We start from the raw sequence: 20,245 nt of genomic DNA on the forward strand, positions 1-20,245 counted from the left end.
GGTCGGCCGAGCCTCAGCCCCGTGCCTGCCGGTCCCCGCCCCCGCGGGAGCGGTCGCCCTTCTTCTCGGGACGGTCGCCGTCGTGCTCCTTGTCCCCGTCCCGCTCCGCGGTGAGGTCCTCGAGCATGTTGCGCAGCTCCGAGCGGACGAAGTCGCGCGTGGCCACCTCGGACAGCGCGATGCGCAGCGCCGCCATCTCGCGCGCCAGGAACTCGGTGTCCGCGAGGTTCCGCTCGGAGCGCTGGCGGTCCTGCTCGGCCTGCACGCGGTCGCGGTCGGTCTGCCGGTTCTGCGCGAGCAGGATCAGCGGGGCCGCGTACGACGCCTGCAGGGAGAGCATGAGTGTGAGGGCTGTGAACCCGTTCGCGGCCTGGTCGAACCGCATGCCCTCGGGGGCCCAGATGTTCCACGCGATCCAGACCAGGCAGAACAGCGTCAGGTAGATGATGAACCGCGGGGTCCCCAGGAACCTCGCGATGCTCTCCGAGATCTTCCCCGAGGCGTCCTCGTCCAGCTGCGGCCGACGGATGAACCGGCGGCGCGTCTCCAGCGGGGTGTCCAGGCGGTCAGCCACGGCTCACCCCCGGGCGCGTGATGCCGAGGACGCTCGTGTCCGGGAAGTTGCCCTCGTCGTCGGTCTCGCGCCAGTCCTCGGGCAGCAGGTGGTCGAGGACGTCGTCGACGGAGACCACGCCGAGCAGGCGCTTCTCAGTGTCGACGACGGGGAGGGCGAGCAGGTTGTAGGTGGCCAGGTTGCGGGTCACGGACAGCAGCGGGGCATCGACGGTGATGGACTCGATGTCGGTGTCGACGATCGAGCCGATCGCCTCGTGCGGCGGCTCGCGCAGCAGCCGCTGCAGGTGCACGACACCGATGAAGCGGCCCGTCGGCGTCTCCAGCGGCGGGCGTGCGACGAACACCATCGACGCCAGCGCGGGCGTGAGGTCCTGGCGGCGCACGTGGGCCAGCGCGGCAGCGATGGGCGTCTCCGGGCCGAGGATCACGGGCTCGGTGGTCATCAGACCACCCGCGGTGTTGTCCTCGTACGCGAGCAGGCGGCGGACGTCCTTGGCCTCGTCGGGCTCCATGAGCTCGAGGAGCTCGGCGGCCTGGTCGTCGGGCAGCTCGCCCAGCAGGTCGGCGGCGTCGTCGGGCTGCATCGCCTCGAGCACGTCGGCCGCGCGGGTCAGGGCGAGCCCCTGCAGGATGCCCACCTGGTCGTCCTCGGGCAGCTCCTCCAGCACGTCGGCCAGCCGCTCGTTGTCCAGCGCGCTGGCGACCTCCAGCCGACGGGTGAGGCCGAGGTCGTGCAGGACGTCGGCGAGGTCGGCCGGCTTGAGGTCCTCGTACTGCGCGAGGAGCAGCTCGGCACCCTGGGCGGCGCTCGCCTGACCCAGCCCGGTGACCTCGTCGACGGACACCAGCAGCGTCTCGCCGCGCCGGCGCAGGATGCCCGAGCGCCCGGCGGGGATGCGACGGACGAAGACCTTGGAGATGACCCAGTCGCCGTTGCGCTGCAGCTCGATGGCGACGTCCTCGATGGTCGCCTGCCCGGAGCCGTCGACGAACTCGACGGTGCGGTCCAGCAGCTCGCCCACGGCGAGGGTCTCGAACGCCCGCTGCTCGAACCGGCGCATGTTCACCAGGCCGGTCGAGATGACCTGCCCGGAGTCGATCGCGGTGACGCGGGTGAGCGGGAGGAACACGCGGCGGCGCGCGGCCACCTCGACGACGAGCCCGACGGCCCGGGGCAGCCCTTTGGGGCGCACCAGCACGACGACGTCACGCACTCGTCCCACCTGGTCACCGAGGGGGTCGAACACGTTGGTCCCGGCAAGGCGCGCGACGAACACCCTGGTCCCGACGCTGCTCACGTCGGTCAGCCTAGACCGGGCACCCGACGTCAGCCGCCACACCGCCGGTTGTCCGGCCACACGTCACCCGTGCGTCACCCGCTCGTCGACCGGGCCTGGCGATCTCTGCGGCCCTGGGAGAGGATCGCGGCATGTCGTTCTCCGGTAACGCCCGACCCCCGCGTACCCCCACGCCGCCGCAGGGCGAGACGGTCGCGGCCTACGCCACCTACCTCGAGGCGCAGAAGGCCGTCGACCACCTCGCCGACAGCGCGTTCCCGGTGCAGCTGGTGACGATCGTCGGTGCCGACCTGAAGATGGTCGAGCGGGTCACCGGACGCCTCTCCTACCCCCGCGTCGCGCTCGGCGGCTTCCTGTCCGGCGCGTGGTTCGGCCTCTTCGTCGGGCTCCTGCTCAGTCTGTTCACCACCCCGGGAGCGCAGAGCCCGCTGGTGCCCGCGATCTTCATCGGTGGCGCCTTCGGCCTGCTGTTCGCGATCCTCACGTACTCGTTCTCCCGCGGGAAGCGGGACTTCACGTCGACCAGCCAGATCGTCGCGTCGTCCTACGCGGTGCTGTGCCGGCAGGAGCAGGCGCACAAGGCGCGCGAGCTCCTGCGCGAGATCGGTGGCGTCCAGTCCGGCTGGCCGGCCCGACCGCCGACGCCGATCACCACCACAAGTCCGTCGGATCCGTCGGGTGCGTACCCACCGGCTGCGGGCTCCCAGCCGTGGGGGTCGCCGACCGTGCCGCCGGTCGCGCCGCCCGGACCACCTGCTCCGCCGCCCGGACCGCCTTCCGATCAACCCGGGCAGCCCGGGCCGACGATCGCGCCTCCGAGCGGGCCGCCGACCGCGCCCTGACGCGCTCGCGGAACGTCGGTTCCGGGTCGACCTGCGGGGCGTCCGGCTCTGCGCTGTGCACCTCTCGCAGCGTGAAGCCCTTCGAGAACAGCAGTGCGAGGTTCGGGTCCATGTCTGCCTCCTGTGTCGGGGTGTCCCTTCACAGGTGGTGACGCCGACGGGTGGCCCCGATCGACACCTCAGCCGTCGAGCAGGCCCGCCATCCACGCCTCGACGGCGTCGGGGTCGCGGGGCAGCGCGGCCGACAGGTTCTCGTTGCCGTCCGCGGTGACCAGGACGTCGTCCTCGATCCGCACGCCGATGCCCCGGTACTCCTCGGGGACCAGCAGGTCGTCCGACTTGAAGTACAGGCCGGGCTCGATGGTGAACACCATGCCGGGCTCGAGGATCCCGTCGAGGTAGAGCTCCGCGCGGGCCTGCGCGCAGTCGTGCACGTCGAGGCCGAGGTGGTGGCTGGTGCCGTGCACCATCCACCGCCGGTGGTGCTGGTTCTCCGGCAGCAGCGCCTCCTCGGCGGTGACGGGCAGCAGCCCCCACTCCTCGAGGCGGGCGGCGATCACCTGCATGGCGGCCGCGTGGACGTCCCGGAACCGGGCGCCCGGCACGGCGGCGACGAACGCGGCGTCGGCCGCGTCGAGGACCGCCTGGTAGATGCGGCGCTGGACCTCGGTGAACGTGCCGTCGACGGGCAGCGTGCGCGTGATGTCGGCGGTGTAGAGGGAGTCGATCTCGACCCCGGCGTCCACGAGCACCAGCTCGCCGGCGTGCACCTGGCCGTCGTTGTCGGTCCAGTGCAGCGTCGTGGCGTGCTCGCCGGACGCGGCGATCGTCTCGTAGCCGACCGCGTTGCCCTCCACCCGCGCGTGGCCGATGAACGTGCCCTCGATGACCCGCTCGCCGCGGCGGTGCGCGACGGCCTGGGGGAGCGCGCGGACGATCTTCTCGAAGCCGTCGATCGTGGTGTCCACGGCGAGGCGCATCTGCTCGATCTCGTGCGCGTCCTTGACCAGCCGGAGCTCGGAGAGCGCCTCGGCCAGCTTCTCGTCGCGCTCACCGGCGGCCTCGGTCGCGCGGATCTCCTCGACCAGTTCCTCGATCGCCTCGTCCGCGTCGGGGACCACGCGCACCTGCACGCCGTCGACGCCGACGTCCTTGGCCAGCGCGTCGCGCAGGTCGTCGACGTGCGCCGTGCTGACCCCGGTGAGGGTCTCGAGGTCCTCGAGGGTGGGGCGCGCACCCACCCAGAACTCGCCGTAGCGGGCGTCGGAGAAGAACTCCTCCGTGTCACGGCCCGCCAGCGGGCGGATGTACAGGACGGCGTGGTGGCCGCTGCCGTCGTCGCCCGCGCCGTCCGCGACCGGGTGCAGGACGAGCACCGCGTCGGGCTCCTGCTCGGACCCCAGGCCCGTGAGGTGCGCGAACGCGGAGTGCGGGCGGAAGCGGTAGTCGGTGTCGTTGGACCGCTGCTTGAACGTGCCGGCGGGGATCACGAGCCGCTCGCCGGGGAACTGCGCCGACAGCGCGGAACGCCGTGCGGACGTGTGGTCGGCGGCCGGGCTGCGCTCGAGCGTCGACGACGGGCGCTCGCCCCAGCCGGACGTGATGAACCGCACGAACTCCGGCGAGCTGGGGCGCTGCGAGCGGTTGCTCCCGCGGTCGGCCAGCGGCTGCTCGGTGGTGGACTCGGGCGTCAGGTCCTCGCTCATGGCGTCATCCTCCCATCCGTGCCGACTACCGTGAGGCCGTGCGCATCGACCTCCACACCCACTCGACGGCGTCGGACGGGACCGGTGCGCCGGCCCAGGTGGTGGCGGAGGCGGCTGCAGCCGGGCTCGACGTCGTCGCCCTCACCGACCACGACACGACGGCGGGCTGGCCGGAAGCGGCAGCGGCGGCGCGCGAGCACGGCATCGCGCTGGTGCAGGGGACCGAGGTCTCGGCGCGCGCCCACGGGATCAGCATCCACCTGCTGTCCTACCTGCAGGACCCGACGCACCCGGCGCTCACCGTCGAGCTGGACAGGACGCGCGAGGCGCGGCTCAACCGCGCGCGGGCGATCGTCGAGCTGCTCTCCGCCGACGTGCCGATCACCTGGGACGACGTGCTGGAGCACTCCCGCGACGCCGTCGTCGTCGGCCGGCCGCACATCGCCGACGCCCTGGTCGCGCTCGGCATCGTGCCCGACCGGGACGCCGCGTTCGCGTACCTGCTCTCGGCCGCCGGGCCGTACCACGTGCCCCACTACGCCCCCGACGGCCCTGACGCGGTGCGCGCGATCCGGGCGGCCGGCGGCGTCCCCGTGTTCGCCCACCCCGGCGCCGACGCGCGCGGCCGGATCGTGCCGGACCGGGTCTTCGACCGCCTCGCCGCGGCCGGCCTGGGCGGGATCGAGGTGGATCACCGCGACCACTCGCCTGCGCAGCGCGAGCGGCTGACCGCGATCGCCGACCGGCTCGGGCTGCTGGTGACCGGGTCGAGCGACTACCACGGGACCGGGAAGGCCAACCGGCTGGGGGAGAATCTGACTGCGCCCGAGGTGCTCGCGGCGATCGAGGAGCAGGGGGCGACGGACGTGGTGCGGCCATGAGCAACGTGTTCGACGCCTACCTCTTCGCGTCGGTCTTCATCACGCTGTTCGTGATCATGGACCCGCCCGGGGTCGTCCCGATCTTCCTCGGCCTCACGGGCGCCATGACCCGGCAGCAGCGCAACCGGGCCGCGCGGCAGGCCGTCCTCGTCGCGCTCGGCGTGATCGTCGCGTTCGCCCTGTTCGGGCAGTCGCTGCTCAACTACATGCACATCACGCTGCCCGCCCTGCAGGCGTCCGGCGGTCTGCTCCTGCTGCTCATCGCCATGGAGCTGCTGACCGGGAAGATGGAGGAGCCGCAGCCGTCGGGGAACGGGAAGGTCAACGTCGCACTGGTCCCGCTGGGTACGCCGCTGCTGGCCGGCCCCGGTGCCATCGTCGCGACCATGGTGTTCGTCCAGCAGTCCGACAAGACCGTCGCCGACTGGGTGGCCATCGCGCTGGGTGTCGTCGCCGTGCACGTGAGCCTCTACCTCGCGATGCGCTTCGCCAACGTCATCCACCGCGTCCTGGGCGACTCCGGCACCATCCTGGTGACGCGGATCGCGGGCCTGCTCCTGGCCGCCATCGCGGTGCAGCTGGTGGCCGACGCGGTCGAAGCCTTCATCAAGGCTGCCTGAGGCTCGGCGCACAGTGCCCGGCTCACGCGTCGACCTGGTGCCGGTGCCGGGAGGCACGATCCTGCTCCGGGACGCGCGCACCGGCTCGAGCCGCGAGGTCCGGCTCCGCCCCTTCACCCTCGCCGTCACGCCCGTGACCGTGGAGGGTGGGGACGATCCGATGCACCCGGTGACGTGGTTCGACGCGGTGCGGTGGTGCAACCGAGCCTCGCTCGCCGACGGGTTCGTCCCCGCGTACGTGCTGGCTGACGGCGATGTGACCTGGCACGTAGGCGCCGACGGGTACCGGCTACCGACCGAGGCCGAGTGGGAGTGGGCGTGCCGCGCGGGGACGACCACCCCCACCTACGGCCCGCTGGCGGAGATCGCCTGGACCGCGTCCGACGAGGTCGGCGGACCGCAGCCTGTGGCGCGGAAGGCCGCCAACGCCTACGGCCTGTTCGACATGCTCGGCAATGTGTGGGAGTGGGTCTGGGACTACATCGACACCGCCCGGTACGCCGACTACCGCACGCTGCGCGGGGGCGGCTGGGCGGACCGGCCGTGGAGCTGTCGCGCATCCGTGCGCCGAGGCAGCGCGCCGGACGCGGTGCTGGAGGACGTCGGCTTCCGCGTCGCGCGCGGTGCCGTCGGGGCGGACGGTTCCGACGAGGCGCAGGGGTGGTCGGCTGCGGCCGACCTGTCCCGCGCACGCATCCCGAGGCCGGTCCCGTTCGGCTGGACGCCGCTCGGGACGTCGCTGCTTCGCCGCGACCGCCACGAGGACGGGAGCTGACGCACGGCCGCGACGCCGGACGGGGTGCGAGCTCGGCTGAGCGCGCACCCCGTCCTGTCCATTCTTCTGCTTTCGCTCAGCCCTCGGTGGCCGACGCCTGCGGGGCGCCGCCGCCCTCGGCCGACTGACCGCTGCGCGTGCGCCGGCGGTTGCGGCTCCGACGCGTTCCCCCGGCCGGCGCGTCCTCGCCGCCCTGCTCCGCGGACGGACCGTTCGCGGGCGACTCGGAGGTCGGCGTCGTGTTCTCGGCACCGGCCTCGCCGCGGCCACGGCCACGACCGCCACGGCGGCGACGCGTGCCGCCCTCGCGGGGCTCACCGGACTCGTCGGCGGGGCGCTCGGACGGCGGCGTGGACGCGTGCGGGGCCGACGCGGTCCGGGTGTCGCCGGAGCGGGTGTCGCTGGAGCGGGTGTCGCTGGAGCGGGACCCGGTCGAGCGGGACTCGCTGCCGCGACGGGAGTCGCCGCCACCCCGGTTGCCCCGGATCTGGTCCGAGTGCGAGCCGCCGGCGGGACGTCCACCGCCACGCTTCCCCGTCTCGCCCAGGTCCTCGAGCTTCTCCGCGCCCAGGCCCTCACGGGTCTGCTGCGACTTCGGCAGGCGACCCTTGGTGCCCTCGGGGATGTCGAGGTCCTCGTAGACGTGCGCCGAGGAGGAGTACGACTCGATCGGCTCGGGGATGCCCAGGCCGAGCGCCTTGTCGATCAGGCCCCAGCGGGGGATGTCGTCCCAGTCGACGAACGTGACCGCGGTGCCCTTGGCGCCCGCCCGGCCGGTGCGGCCGGTGCGGTGCAGGTAGGTCTTCTCGTCCTCGGGGCACTGGTAGTTGATGACGTGCGTGACGGCCTCGACGTCGATGCCGCGGGCGGCCACGTCGGTGGCGACCAGGACGTCGACCTTGCCGTGGCGGAACGCGCGCAGCGCCTGCTCGCGCGCACCCTGGCCGAGGTCGCCGTGCAGCGCACCGGCGGCGAAGCCGCGCTCGACCAGGTCGTCGGCCACCTTGGCGGCGGTGCGCTTGGTGCGGGCGAACACGATGGTCAGGCCGCGGCCGCGGGCCTGCAGGATGCGGGCCAGCATCTCGACCTTGTCGAGAGCGTGCGCGCGGTAGACGACCTGCTTGATGTTCTTGACGGTCTGGCCGTCGTCGTCCGGGTCCGCGGCGCGGATGTGCGTCGGCTGCGTCATGTAGCGGCGGGCCATCGCGACGACGGCGCCCGGCATGGTGGCCGAGAACAGCATGGTGTGGCGGCTGGCCGGGGTGGCGGCGAGCAGGGTCTCGACGTCCGGCAGGAAGCCGAGGTCGAGCATCTCGTCGGCCTCGTCGAGCACGACCGCCTTGACGTGCGAGAGGTCGAGGTGACGCTGCTTGAGCAGGTCGATCATGCGGCCGGGGGTGCCGACGACCACGTCGACGCCGCTGTTCAGCGCCGCGATCTGCGGCTCGTACGCGCGGCCGCCGTAGACCTGGAGCACGCGGACCGAGCGGCGCGAGCTGGCGGTCGCCAGGTCTCCGGCCACCTGCACGGCGAGCTCACGCGTCGGGACGACGACGAGCGCCTGCGGCTTGCCGGGGTGGGCCAGCTGCTCGTAGCCCTCCTCGCCGGGGGCGACCACGCGGTGCAGCAGCGGGACGCCGAAGCCGAGGGTCTTGCCGGTACCCGTCTTGGCCTGGCCGATGATGTCGTGGCCGGACAGCGCGACCGGCAGGGTCATCGCCTGGATGGGGAACGGGTGCGTGATGCCGGCGTCGGCCAGCGCCTGGACGATCTCCGGGCGGACGTCGAAGTCCGCGAAGGAGGCCTCGACGGCCTGCACGGAGGACCAGGTGTTCTTCAGGGGGCGGGTCATGGGCTCGGCCAGAGCAGAGACCTGCTCCGGCGTCTCGTCGGTGGTGGTCACGAGGACTCTTCACTGCGAAGGGTGGTGTGCCGCGCGCTGCCGGGGCCGACGGGTGTCGGAGCGTCCCGGGCGACAGCGGAGTTCACCACGCGGGTTGGCCGGCAGCCGATCGTGCAAGTCGACTCGCGCGCGTCGTCCGGACGGGTCCGGGGCTGCGCGAGAATGGGTGATCGTCGAACGAGCGGGGATTTCGAGACGACCGGGCAACCGAATTACCTGCACAGTCTATCTGACGCACCTGGCAGGCCGGTCGCCGCCCCGCCGGGGCTACGATCCTCGGATGACGACGACGCCCGCACGGACCGGCTCGGGGACCAGCTCAGCGACCATCCCGGCTGCAGGATCGCCGGAGCTCGCGGACACCATCGAGCTTCTCGGCCTCGTCGCGCAGCTCGAGCACGTGGCCTTCGCGCGCCTCGCCGCCGACTCCGCTCTGGCGCCCACCATCGAGCAGCGCCTCGAGCTCAGCCGCTTCGCGTCGGCCGCCGTCGAGCGTCGCGACCGGGTCCTGGCCCGCATCACCGAGATCGGCGGCGACCCCGTCGCGGCCGTCCGCCAGTACGACGACGTGCTCGACGACTTCGATGCCCGCACGCAACCCGGCTCGTGGTGGGAGCGCCTGCTCAAGGCGTACGTCGGCTACGGCGTGGCCGACGACTTCTGCCGCCTCGCCGCCGAGGGTCTCGACGAGGGCTCGCGCGCGGTGGTGCTGGAGGTCCTCGACGACGCCTCCCACGCGGAGCTGGCCGTCGCGGAGCTCGATGCCGCGGGGTCCGCGGACGGCGTGCTCACCGCCCGGCTCGCGCTGTGGGGCCGGCGGCTGGTGGGCGAGGCGCTCGGCGTGGTGCAGCGGCTCCTGGTGCAGCGTCCCGCCCTGGTGCGGCTCGTCGCGATCGGGTCCGCGAACCAGTCCACGAGCCCCGACGCAGCCCCGACGAACGCACCCACCAAGCTCTTCGGCGAGCTGACGGCCCAGCACACGCGTCGGATGAGCCGCCTCGGCCTGACGGCCTGATCGCACGGAAGAGCCCCGCACCGATCGCTCGGTGCGGGGCTCCGCTGTGCCTGTCAGATGTTGCCGAAGCCGACGCGGCCCTTGCTCTCGGAGCCGATCTCGACGTAGCCGAGGCTCGCGGTCGGCACGATGACCCGACGGCCACGCACGTCCACCAGCTCCAGCGCCGGTCGTCCGCTCAGGGCGGCGGCCACGGCGGCAGCGACCTCGTCCGGCGTCTGGTCGGACTCGAGGCTGATCTCCCGAGGCAGGTTCTGCACGCCGATGGTGATCTCCACCGTCATCTCCTTCACGTCCTCACTCCACGCTGTGGTTCTCGGGCGCCGTCGGCCGGTGGGCCGTGGCACGTCGTCCGATCCTAGGCGTCCTCGTACTCGAAGTCGGGCCGGATCAGCGCGGACACCCCGCCCCAGGCCAGCTGGGTGACCAGCTCGACGGTCCGCTCGGGGCCGACGTCGGACGGCTGGCGCAGGCGGTGCGTGGCGGCGCCCTGCGCCATGGAGATCAACGAGACGGCGAGCATGCTCGCGTCGTCCAGCGGCAGGGCTGTGACCTGCGACAGGACCACCGAGATGCGGCGGGCCGCCTCGGAGGACGCGTGCTCGACCCGCGCGCGCACGTCGGCGTCGTGCGTGACGTCGGACTCGAAGAGCAGCGCGGACGACTCTCCTGCGCCCTCGACGAACATGATGTACGCCTCGACGATCGCGGCGATGACGTCGCGCCCGTCACCCCGGCGCACCGGGCCCTGCTCGATCCCGGACACCGCCGCGTCGACGGCGACCAGCAGGTCGGCACCGTTCTGGTCCACGACGGCGAGGTAGAGGTCGAGCTTGGACGGGAAGTGGCGGTACAGGACCGGCTTGCTGACCTCGGCGCGCTCCGCGATGTCGTCCATGGAGACGTGGTGGAAGCCCTCGGAGGAGAAGAGCTCCTGGGCGATGCGCAGCACCTGGGCACGGCGTTCGTCGCGAGCCATCCGCGGGCTGCGCGCCCGCGGGGTCGAGTCGTCTGTCCCGTCCGTCATGCCGTGATGGTAGTCACGGGATGTGTCAAGGATGCGACGATGATCGGGTGACGACCCGGGAACCGCTCCGGACGGACCAGGGACCGACGCGCGCATCCCTGCGGCCGTCGGTCCCTCGTCGTCGACTCCGCGCGGCTCCGGTGCGGCGCCGGGGCCGGTCTGCCGGGCTCGTCCTGCCGGTCGTCGTGGCAGCCATCGGGCTCACTCTCGGCGCCGGCAGCGCGCTCTGGGCCGCGGACGCCCCGCAGACGGCGGCGCTGGTGGACGCGGCGCTCGGACCGTCGTCGGCACCCGCCGAGACCGTCGACCGGACCGGTCTGCAGAGCCGGGCGTCCGGCGGACGTGAGCTGCGCGTCGCGGAGCCGGTGGACGTGCCGGTCGGGATGCTGCCGACGGACCCGCCGCCCGGCATCGTCGCCCTGCCACCCGGCCTGACCGCCCAGGACGTGGCCTCGGGGCTGCTCTCGCCCGTCGTCGTCGAGGCCGCCGCGGGCACGTTCAGCGTGGTCCCCGGTACCGACCCCGGGCCGGGCACGGGTGCGGTCCGCACCGTGCGGGTCGAGGTGGAGGACGGGCTCCTGGTGGACGGGCCGGCCTTCGCCGCGACCGTCATGGCGACCCTCAACGACCCGCGCGGCTGGGGTGCCGACGGGTCGCTGTCGTTCGCGCGGACCGACGGCGACGCGGAGCTGCGCGTGATCCTGGCCTCGCCGGCGACCGTCGACGACCTGTGCGCTCCGCTGGACACGGGAGGCGAGGTGTCGTGCGGCACCAACGGTCGCGCCGTGCTGAACCTGCGCCGGTGGGTGCTGGCGACGGAGGAGTACGCCGCGGACAAGGCGGCCTACCGGCAGTATCTGGTCAACCACGAGGTCGGGCACCTGCTCGGGCACCGGCACGAGAGGTGCCCCGGGGCGGGTCAGCGGGCGCCGCTGATGCAGCAGCAGAGCTACAGGGCCGCACCCTGCACACCCAACCCCTGGCCGTTCCCGTAGCTGTTCCGGCCGGCCGCGCGGGTCGTGCGTCCGGGTGTCGGTGGCTCGTGATGGGATCGTCGCGTGACCGGCTCCCCGCACGCCCTGCGCCTCGTGCGCCCGGCCCTCGCGGACGTCCCCGACCAGGGTGCCGGTGCCCTCGTGGAGCTGGATCCCGAGCAGGCTGCGGCGGTCGTCGCGACGGATCCTGCGGTGCTCGTGCTCGGCGCCCCGGGGACCGGCAAGACCACGGTCGCGCTCGAGGCGGTCGTCGCCGCGGTCGAGGGGGGACTGTCCCCGGAGGACGTGCTGGTCCTCTCGCCGGGCCGTCGTGCGGCAGCCGACCTGCGGGACCGGGTGTCGGCGCGGCTGCGCCGGACGTCGGGCCGGCCGCTCGTGCAGACCGCGGCGGCGGCGGCCTTCTCGGTGCTCCGGGCGCGCGCGTCCCTGCTGGGTGACCCGGTCCCGACGCTGGTCTCGGGCGCCGAGCAGGACCTGCTCCTCGGCGACCTGCTCGCCGGGCACGCCGCCGGCGAGGGGGTGCCCCTCGCGTGGCCGCCGGAGGTCCGGCCCGACGTGCTCGGGCTGCGCCCCTTCCGCGACGAGCTGCGCGACCTGCTGATGCGGGCGGCCGAGCGTGGCCTGACCCCGGTGGACCTCGCCACCCTCGCGGAGTCGCACCGCCGGCCCGTCTGGGCCAGCGCGGCGCGGCTGTACGAGGAGTACCTCGACGTCGTGCAGCTGCGCGCCGGCACCCCTGACCTGGGCGCGCGGCTGGACCCGGCGGTCGTGGTCGACGAGGCCGCGCAGGCGCTGCTGACGTGGGAGGACGAGGTGCCCGGTGCGGTGCGCCCACGCTGGCGGGTCGTCGTCGTCGACGACTACCAGGAGAGCACCTCGGCCACCGCCCGGCTGCTGCGGGTGCTCGCCGACGACGGCGCCCGGGTGCTGCTGCTGGCGGACCCGGACGCGGCCGTGCAGACGTTCCGCGGCGCGACACCGTCGCTGGTCGGGCGGGCAGGCCTGGGGGGGCCGGGACCCGGCGAGCTCGGTGCGCGCACGATCGTGCTGCGGACGGCGTGGCGGCACGACGCCGGGCTGCGGTCGGTGGTCGGGCGGATCGCAGAGCGCGTCGGAGCGGTCGGCGCCGTGCAGCACCGCCGGGCGGTCCCGGCACGGCCGGGCGGCGGGGACGTGCGCGCCGCCGTGCTGCCTAGCACCGCGCAGGAGGCGGCGTTCGTGGCGCACGCGCTGCGCAGCGCACACGTCGAACGCGGGGTGGCGTGGTCGCAGATGGCCGTCGTCGCGCGGTCCGGAGCCCAGGTGACCGCGCTGCGGCGCGCCCTGACGGGGGCCTCGGTCCCGGTCAGCGTGCTCGGCAGCGACGTGCCGCTGCGCGAGGAGCCGGCGGCGCGGCCGCTGCTGGATGCCATGCGCGTGTGCGTCGGCGCGGCGACTCTCGACGCCGCGACCGCAGCCCGGCTGGCGTGCTCGCCGCTCGGCGGCCTGGACACCGTCGGCCTGCGCCGGGTCCGCCGGGCGCTGCGAGCCCAGGAGCTGGCCGACGGCGGGGGGCGCACCAGCGACGCCCTGCTGGTCGAGGCGCTGGGTTCCGACGAGCCGGCGCTCCTGCCGGCCGCAGCACGACCCGTCGCGCGGCTGGCCCGCGTGCTGGCGGCGGGACGCCAGGCGGCGGCCGTCGTCGGTGCGGATGCGCAGACCGTCCTGTGGGCGCTGTGGGCGGCGGCCGAGCAGGCGGAGCCGTGGCGCCGCTCGGCGCTCGCGGGGGGAGCGGCGGGCGAGCGGGCCGACCGTGACCTCGACGCGGTGCTGGCGCTGTTCCGCGCTGCCGAGACGTTCGTGGACCGCATGCCGCGCTCGACGCCGGGCGCGTTCGTCGACTGGCTCCAGGCACAGGACCTCCCGTCGGACTCGCTCGCCGCACGCGCCCGGCGCGCGTCCGTACAGGTGCTGACCCCGGCCGGGGCAGCCGGTCGGGAGTGGGACCTCGTCGTCGTCGCCGGGGTGCAGGAAGGAGCGTGGCCGGACCTGCGGCTGAGGGACTCGCTCCTGGGCGCGCAGGCGCTGGTCGACCTCGTCGCCGGCCGCGCGGTGCCCGGCGTGGGCGACGACGCCGAGACCGCGGCTGCCGCGCGGGACGCGGTCCTGGCCGACGAGCTCCGGTCGTTCGTCGTCGCGTGCTCGCGCGCCCGCCGATCCCTGCTGGTCACGGCGGTGGACGACGCCGACCAGCAGCCGTCCCCGTTCCTCGAGCTCGTGGAGCCCTCCGACGACGAGGGCGAGACGCGGCGCACGAGCGTTCCTGCGCCGCTGGACCTGCGCGGCCTCGTCGCGCAGCTGCGTGCGCACCTCGAGCAGGCGGCGGTCGACGGCGTCGAGCCGGACCCCGCGGCGGCTCGCACGCTCGCGCGGCTGGCGTCGGCCGACGTGCCGGGTGCCGACCCGGCGCAGTGGTACGGCCTCGCCGAACCGTCCAGCGAGGCGCCCCTGTGGGACGCGGACACACGCGTGCCGGTGTCCCCGTCGAAGGTCGAGACCGCCCAGCGCTGCGCGTTGCGGTGGGCGCTGGAGGCGGCGGGCGGGACGTCGTCCGCCAGCGGCGGGCAGAACCTCGGCACGCTGCTGCACGCGATCGCGCAGGAGCACCCGCAGGGCACGGAGGCCGAGCTGTCCGCGGCGCTCGACCGGCGGTGGGCGGAGCTCGGGCTCGGCACCGGGTGGCCGGCACTGGCGACCCGTCGCAAGGCGGACACGATGGTGCACCGGCTCGCCGTGTACCTGCGCAACGCCGGTGAGCCGCTCCTGGTCGAGGGCGCGTTCGCCGTCGACACGGACCGGGCGACGTTGCGGGGGTCGGTCGACCGGATCGAGCGGGTCGAGGACGGTGCCGAGGGACCGGTCGTGCGGGTGGTCGACCTCAAGACCGGTGCCAGCCCGCCCAGCGTGAGCAAGGCCGCCGAGAACCCGCAGCTCGGCGCCTACCAGCTTGCGGTCGACGCCGGCGCGTTCGACGGGCTCCCCGATGGGACGACGAGCGGGGGCGCGCAGCTCGTGTTCCTCGGCACGGGTGCGACCGCGGTCACCCGGACCCAGGAGCCGCTCGGCCCCGAGCTCGACGGACCCAGCTGGGCGCGGCGGATGGTCGACCAGGTGGCCGACAAGATGGCCGCGTCCACGTTCGAGGCGACCGCCAACGACCTGTGCGACCGGTGCCCGGTGCGGCGCTCGTGCCCGGTCCGCGGCGAGGGCGGACAGGTGGTGGCATGACGCTCTCCGCGGCACAGATCGCCGCCCTGGTCGGGCAGCCGCCGCCGACCCCCGAGCAGCGCGTCGTGATCGAGGCGCCGCTCGGGCCGTCGCTCGTGGTGGCCGGTGCGGGCTCGGGCAAGACGGAGACCATGGCGGCGCGCGTGGTCTGGCTGCTGGCCAACGGCATCGTCGAGCCCGACCAGGTGCTCGGCCTCACGTTCACGCGCAAGGCGGCCGGGGAGCTCTCGGAGCGGGTGCGCAAGCGGCTGCGCACGCTCGCCCGTGCGGCGGCGGCCGAAGGCGTGGTGCTCGGCGGAACCGTCGACGCGGCACGGACCGACGGGCTGGCAGGCCTCGCGCGGCCGACGATCTCCACCTACAACTCCTACGCGGCCTCCCTGGTGTCCGACCATGCGCTGCGGCTCGGCCTGGACCCGTCCGCGCGGCTCCTCGGCGAGGCCGCGCAGTGGCAGCTGGCCTCGGAGGTCGTCGAGGCGTGGAGCGACGACCTCGACACCGACGCCGCGACGTCGACGGTGATCGAGGCCGTGCTCGCGCTGTCGGGTGCGCTGGACGAGCACCTGCTCGACGCCGCCCAGGCCCGGTCCGGGATCGAGACGATCCTCGACGGGCTCGTCGCGACGCCCGCGGGCACGCCGCCGCGCGAGCCGTACGCGGAGATCAACAAGCTGGTGCGGTCGCTGGGGGAGCGGGTGCGCGTCCTCGAGCTCGTCGCCGAGTACCGCAGCCGCAAGCGTGCGGCCGACGCGATCGACTTCGGCGACCAGGTCGCGCTCGCCGCCCGGCTCGCGCTCGACGTCCCGGAGGTCGGCGCCGGGGAGCGGCAACGGTTCCGGGTGGTGCTCCTCGACGAGTACCAGGACACGTCCTACGCGCAGCTCACCCTGCTCGGTGCGCTGTTCGGCGGCGGGCACCCGGTGACCGCGGTGGGAGACCCCAACCAGTCGATCTACGGGTGGCGCGGGTCGAGCGCGGGCGGCCTGGAAGGGTTCCCCACGTCGTTCCCGCAGGTGCACCCGGACGGCACCCGCACGCCGGCGGACGTCCTCCAGCTGTCCACGTCGTGGCGCAACGACCGCCTGATCCTGGCCGCGGCCAACCACGTCGCCACACCGCTGCGCGCGTCCGCGACCCGGGTGGCCGTGCCTGTGCTCGCCGCCCGGCCCGGCGCCGGAGACGGTCGGGTGCACGCCCACGTCGCCGAGACCGTCGAGGACGAGGCGCGCGCGGTCGCGCAGTTCGTCCGCGACCGGTGGCAGCCCGCCGGGCCAGGGCGCGACCGGGTCACCGCGGCGGTGCTCTGCCGGAAGCGGTCACAGTTCGAGACCCTGCGCCGGGCGCTGCGGGACGCAGGGCTGCCGGTCGAGGTCGTCGGCCTCGGCGGTCTGCTGTCCGCTCCCGAGGTGGTCGACCTCGTCGCCCTCCTGCAGACCGCGCACGACCCGTCCCGCGGCGACGCCCTCATGCGCCTGCTCACCGGCGCCCGCACGCGGCTCGGGGCGTCGGACCTGCACGCGCTGGCGGCCTGGTCCGGTGAGCTGGCGGCGCGTCACGGGGGCGGCGGAGCGCGGTCGCGCGGTCGTGGGCCGGTGCTCGACGTGTCCGACGGCGCGGCCGCCGGTGCCGACGTGGTCGTCGAGGCCGATGCGGTCGACGAGCGCAGCATCGTGGACGCGCTCGACGCGATCACGGAGCTCCCGGCTGAGGGCTGGACGAGCCGCGGCGGTCGGACCCTCAGCGCGGTCGGCCGTGCGCGGCTGGCGGACCTCGCGATGACGCTGCGGGCGCTGCGGGCGCACAGCTATCTGTCCGTGCCGGAGCTGGTCGGCGAGGCGGAGCGGCTGCTCGGGCTCGACATCGAGGTCGCCGCGCGCGCACGGACCTCGCCGGGCCGGGCGCGCGCCCAGCTGGACGCGTTCCGGGACGTGGCCGTCGAGTTCGCCCGCTCCGCCGACCACCCGAACCTCGGCGGCTTCCTCGCCTGGCTCGAGGCGGCCGACACCCGGGAGAACGGCCTCGACATGCCGGTCTCCGAGCCCGATCCCGACGCCGTGCAGCTCATCACCGTGCACGCGGCCAAGGGCCTCGAGTGGGACGTCGTCGCGGTCGCCGGCCTGGTCGACGGCGGTCTGCCGGCCACGGCGACCCAGGGCAAGGACGGACCGAAGGACTCGGCGTGGCTGACCGGGCTCGGCTCGCTGCCGTACCCGCTGCGCGGCGACCGCCACGACCTGCCGGTTTTCGCGTTCTCCGGTGCGGAGGATCCCAAGGAGCTGGAGGAGCGGCGCAAGCAGTTCGTGCTCGACGCCGGCGACCACCAGGTCGCCGAGGAGCGCCGCCTCGCCTACGTCGCGCTGACCCGCGCGCGGACCGACCTGCTCCTCACCGCGGCGTGGTGGGGCGACGGCAGCCGGGTGCGCAAGGTCTCGGTCTTCCTCACCGAGCTCGCCGAGGCCGGGCTCGTCGAGAACGGCGGCTGGGACGAGGCACCCGACGAGAGTGGGACCAACCCTCGCGCCTCGCTGGTCCTCACGGCGACCTGGCCCGCGGACCCCTTCGGCGCCGAGGTCGGGCCGAGCCGCCGCACGCACGTCGAGGACGCCGCGACCCGCGTCCGCGAGGCGATGGTGGGGCCCGACGAGCGGGGGGCAGCGGTGGCTGCGGACGTCGTCGACGAGCCGCACCCGTGGGACGTGCTCGCCGACCGGCTGCTGGCCGAGCGTGAGCGGGTGCGCCGACCGTCCGGCGAGGTGGAGCTCCCGGCGCACCTGTCCGCATCCGCGCTGGTCAGGCTGGAGAGCGACCCCGGGGAGTTCGCGCAGCACCTGCGCCGACCGGTCCCGGCCGAACCGTCACCGCAGGCGCGCCGAGGTACCCGCTTCCACGCCTGGGTCGAGGGCTGGTACGGCAGCGCCTCCCTGGTCGACGTCGATGCGCTGCCGGGTGCCGACGACGACTCGACGGCCCTCGACCTGGACGAGCAGGCGCTCCGGGACGCGTTCCAGGCGACCGAGTGGGCGAACCGGTCGCCCGTCGCGGTCGAGGTGGACATCGAGATCTCGGTCGACGGGTACGTGCTGCGCTCCCGCATCGACGCCGTGTTCCCCGACCCCGCTGGGGGCGGCAGCGAGCAGCCCGGTGTGGTCGTCGTCGACTGGAAGACCGGTGCGCCACCGAAGGACGAGGCGGCGCGGGCCTCCCGCGAGCTCCAGCTGGCCGTCTACCGGCTCGCGTGGTCGCGCTGGACGGGGACCCCCCTCGACCGGGTGCGCGCAGCGTTCTGCTACGTCGGTGCCGGCGCGACCGTGTACCCGGACCGGCTGCTCGACGAGGCCGAGATCACCGAGCTGCTGCGCTCCGCGACGCAGGCGCAGGGTCCGCAGGGTGTGGCTGCCGTCGAACCGGTGCCCAACCGGCGCGGATCGAGGACGAACGCGCCCACCCGTCGCCGTCCGGGGTGGGAGGGCACGAACGCGGCGCCGCCTCGTCGATCGACACAGCCGGCAGCACCCACACTCTTCGACGTCGACTGACGGCGGCGACCCCGGGGGCTGCTCTGGTGCGCGACCGCCCCGTCCTGGCGCGACCTGCTCGCCTCAACGCACCCGCGCATCCCGCACCGCATACGTCCGCAGTCCGGCCCGATCGGTCGAGGAGCCCGCACCGCACACCTCCGCGCTCCGGCCCCGGTCAGTCGAGGAGCCGGCACCGCACGCGTGCGAGCTCGTCGGCGGACATGCCGTGCAGGGTCAGGTACCCGGCGACGTCGAGGTCGGCGAGGAACGCGCGGAGGTGCCCCGTCACCTCGGCCAACCGCGGACCGAGCTCGTCGTCGGTACGTCCCCTCTCGTCACCGAGACCGGCCAGGGCGTAGTCGTTCATCGCGACGACCGCGCACGCGTAGTCCTCGACGATGGCGTCCTCCGGAACCCCCGCGAGCGACAGGAGGAGCGCCGTGAGCAGGCCGGTCCGGTCTCGACCCGCCGAGCAGTGGATGACGACCGCGCCGTCCGGGGCGTGCGCGACGGCGCGGACGGCGGCGACGATCAGCTCCGGCCAGGCCTCGAGGTTCGCCCGGTAGTACTCCGGCGAGTCGAGCACGTCGCCCCAGCGCGCCATGAAGTCGCGGTCCTCCCAGACCTCGACGGGCCGGTGGTGCCGCGTGACGCCCGCCGGCAGCGACAGGGTCGCGATCTCGTGCGGGTTGCGCAGGTCGACGATCGTCCGCACACCCGCGTCGACCAGCTCCGTCCAGCCCTGCTCGTCGAGACCGTCCAGGCGCGGGGTCCGGAAGATCCGACCCGGCCGCGTGACCGTCGTGCCGGCGGGCAGGCCACCGAGGTCGCGCGCGTTGTGCAGGCCACCCCAGGTGACGGAGCGGTCGCTCACGCCAGCAGCGACTCGGCCTCGGCGTCCCGGTCCTCGCGCGTGTGGGCGTCGAGCTCCTCCAGCATGGCGACGGCGTCGTCGATGATCTCGGGGTCCTGCGTGCGCACGCCGTAGAGCAGCCACCGGGCCAGCGCGAGCTCTCCGGCGAGGAGGGCGCGGTCGGCCAGGTGCGGGTCGGTGAGCTCGGTCCGGCGCAGCTGGTACGCCTCCATGATCGAGTCGGTGGTGTCGGGGTGCGCGGCGACCAGGAGCCAGGCGAGGTCGTCGGCGGGGTCGGCGACGCAGGCGTCTCCCCAGTGCAGGATCCCGGTGACCTTGTCGCCCTGGACCAGGACGCGCTCGCTGGTGAGGTCGCCGTGGATGACGGTCGGCCGGAAGCGCCAGAGCGCGACGTCCTCGAGCCGGTCCTCCCAGCGCCGGAGCAGCGCGGGCGGGACCTTGCCGGTGCGTGCTGCCTCGTCGACCTCGGCCTGACGGCGCCTGCGGTACTCGCCCGCGTCGTAGGCGGGCAGGCCGGCGTTCTCGACGAGGCTGGTCGGCAGCTCGTGCACCGCGGCGATCGCGCGGCCGAGGTCTGCGGCGAGCCCGGGCCCCGGCGCGAGGCGGTCCAGCCGCAACGGGTCGCCGGGAATCTCGGTGTGCACGGCTGCGCGCCCGCCCTCGGGCAGGTGTGCGAACCCGACGGGCGCCGGGATGGCGAAGGGGAGCTTGCCGCGCTCGGCCTCGGCCGCGAGCACGCCGAGGAGCACGATCTCCGCCTCGAGTGCGGCGCCGGCCGCGGCGTGCTGCGGTGCGCGGACGACCCACCGGTTGCGGTGGGCGTCGATCACGACCGCGGTGTCGAAGTCGGACCCGGGTTGGGCGGGCCGTCGGACGTCGAAGGCGTCGAGTCCCGGCACGGCGACGGTCGCCAGGGCGGCGAGGGCGAGAGGGGATCGAACCACCCGC

16 protein-coding genes are annotated in these 20,245 nt (G+C 74.4%); 8 read left to right on the forward strand and 8 right to left on the reverse strand.

Translation table 11 applies throughout. From position 1 onward, the window contains the following. Positions 1–13 precede the first annotated feature (13 nt). Positions 14–574, reverse strand: coding sequence for a DUF1003 domain-containing protein (locus tag J2X26_RS06995; RefSeq protein WP_307490967.1), 561 nt, complete (start codon positions 572–574; stop codon positions 14–16). Further along, positions 567–1,874: a magnesium transporter MgtE N-terminal domain-containing protein gene (locus J2X26_RS07000; RefSeq protein WP_307490969.1), complete on the reverse strand. Its 1,308-nt coding sequence runs from the start codon at positions 1,872–1,874 to the stop codon at positions 567–569. Before J2X26_RS07000 ends, J2X26_RS06995 begins: the two co-directional genes overlap by 8 nt. 131 nt (positions 1,875–2,005) lie before the next feature. Between J2X26_RS07000 and J2X26_RS07005 the strand changes: the two genes are divergently transcribed. Then, entirely contained in the window at positions 2,006–2,716 is a 711-nt protein-coding gene (locus J2X26_RS07005; protein ID WP_307490971.1) for a general stress protein, read from the forward strand. Between the two features lie 179 nt (positions 2,717–2,895). Here J2X26_RS07005 and J2X26_RS07010 read toward each other — a convergent pair whose 3' ends face one another. Beyond that, positions 2,896–4,422, reverse strand: a complete 1,527-nt coding sequence (locus J2X26_RS07010; protein ID WP_307490972.1) for an aminopeptidase P family protein — start codon at positions 4,420–4,422, stop codon at positions 2,896–2,898. 38 nt (positions 4,423–4,460) lie between these two features. Between J2X26_RS07010 and J2X26_RS07015 the strand changes: the two genes are divergently transcribed. From J2X26_RS07015 to J2X26_RS07025, 3 genes are read left to right on the forward strand one after another with little or no spacing between them, the layout of a single operon-like run. Further along, positions 4,461–5,303, forward strand: coding sequence for a PHP domain-containing protein (locus tag J2X26_RS07015; RefSeq protein ID WP_307490974.1), 843 nt, complete (start codon positions 4,461–4,463; stop codon positions 5,301–5,303). Beyond that, complete coding sequence (locus tag J2X26_RS07020) at positions 5,300–5,923, forward strand: MarC family protein (RefSeq protein WP_146844129.1); 624 nt, start codon at positions 5,300–5,302, stop codon at positions 5,921–5,923. The genes J2X26_RS07015 and J2X26_RS07020 overlap by 4 nt, the downstream gene beginning before the upstream one ends. A gap of 13 nt (positions 5,924–5,936) precedes the next feature. Beyond that, positions 5,937–6,698, forward strand: a complete 762-nt coding sequence (locus J2X26_RS07025; protein ID WP_307490977.1) for a formylglycine-generating enzyme family protein — start codon at positions 5,937–5,939, stop codon at positions 6,696–6,698. 76 nt (positions 6,699–6,774) lie between these two features. Here J2X26_RS07025 and J2X26_RS07030 read toward each other — a convergent pair whose 3' ends face one another. Next, positions 6,775–8,550, reverse strand: a complete 1,776-nt coding sequence (locus tag J2X26_RS07030) for a DEAD/DEAH box helicase (protein WP_307492221.1) — start codon at positions 8,548–8,550, stop codon at positions 6,775–6,777. Between the two features lie 331 nt (positions 8,551–8,881). Between J2X26_RS07030 and J2X26_RS07035 the strand changes: the two genes are divergently transcribed. After that, positions 8,882–9,616 (forward strand): ferritin-like fold-containing protein, encoded by a 735-nt coding sequence (locus J2X26_RS07035; protein WP_307490978.1) that lies wholly within the window; start codon positions 8,882–8,884, stop codon positions 9,614–9,616. Between the two features lie 53 nt (positions 9,617–9,669). Here J2X26_RS07035 and J2X26_RS07040 read toward each other — a convergent pair whose 3' ends face one another. Then, positions 9,670–9,894 carry a DUF3107 domain-containing protein gene (locus tag J2X26_RS07040; protein ID WP_055915598.1) on the reverse strand — a complete coding sequence of 75 codons (225 nt, stop codon included), beginning with the start codon at positions 9,892–9,894 and terminating at the stop codon, positions 9,670–9,672. Between the two features lie 80 nt (positions 9,895–9,974). Beyond that, the gene (locus J2X26_RS07045; RefSeq protein WP_307490982.1) at positions 9,975–10,643 is read right to left on the reverse strand and encodes a TetR/AcrR family transcriptional regulator; all 669 of its coding nucleotides are present in this window, start codon (positions 10,641–10,643) and stop codon (positions 9,975–9,977) included. 47 nt (positions 10,644–10,690) lie between these two features. Between J2X26_RS07045 and J2X26_RS07050 the strand changes: the two genes are divergently transcribed. The 3 genes from J2X26_RS07050 (at position 10,691) to J2X26_RS07060 (ending at position 18,441) form a co-directional block, all read left to right on the forward strand. Continuing rightward, on the forward strand, positions 10,691–11,638 hold the full coding sequence (locus tag J2X26_RS07050; protein ID WP_307490984.1) for a DUF3152 domain-containing protein: 948 nt from the start codon (positions 10,691–10,693) through the stop codon (positions 11,636–11,638). Between the two features lie 63 nt (positions 11,639–11,701). Further along, positions 11,702–14,905: an ATP-dependent helicase gene (locus J2X26_RS07055; RefSeq protein WP_307490985.1), complete on the forward strand. Its 3,204-nt coding sequence runs from the start codon at positions 11,702–11,704 to the stop codon at positions 14,903–14,905. Continuing rightward, on the forward strand, positions 14,902–18,441 hold the full coding sequence (locus tag J2X26_RS07060) for an ATP-dependent DNA helicase (protein WP_307490987.1): 3,540 nt from the start codon (positions 14,902–14,904) through the stop codon (positions 18,439–18,441). The genes J2X26_RS07055 and J2X26_RS07060 overlap by 4 nt, the downstream gene beginning before the upstream one ends. A gap of 157 nt (positions 18,442–18,598) precedes the next feature. Here the strand turns inward: J2X26_RS07060 and J2X26_RS07065 are convergent, their stop codons facing one another. Together J2X26_RS07065 and J2X26_RS07070 are read right to left on the reverse strand one after the other, a co-directional pair. Further along, positions 18,599–19,297 (reverse strand): tyrosine-protein phosphatase, encoded by a 699-nt coding sequence (locus tag J2X26_RS07065; protein ID WP_307490988.1) that lies wholly within the window; start codon positions 19,295–19,297, stop codon positions 18,599–18,601. After that, positions 19,294–20,241, reverse strand: a complete 948-nt coding sequence (locus J2X26_RS07070; RefSeq protein ID WP_307490990.1) for a phosphotransferase — start codon at positions 20,239–20,241, stop codon at positions 19,294–19,296. The genes J2X26_RS07065 and J2X26_RS07070 overlap by 4 nt, the downstream gene beginning before the upstream one ends. Positions 20,242–20,245: the final 4 nt, after the last annotated feature.

It is taken from the genome of Cellulomonas humilata, from assembly GCF_030814415.1.
Taxonomy (GTDB): Bacteria; Actinomycetota; Actinomycetes; order Actinomycetales; family Cellulomonadaceae; genus Cellulomonas; species Cellulomonas humilata_A.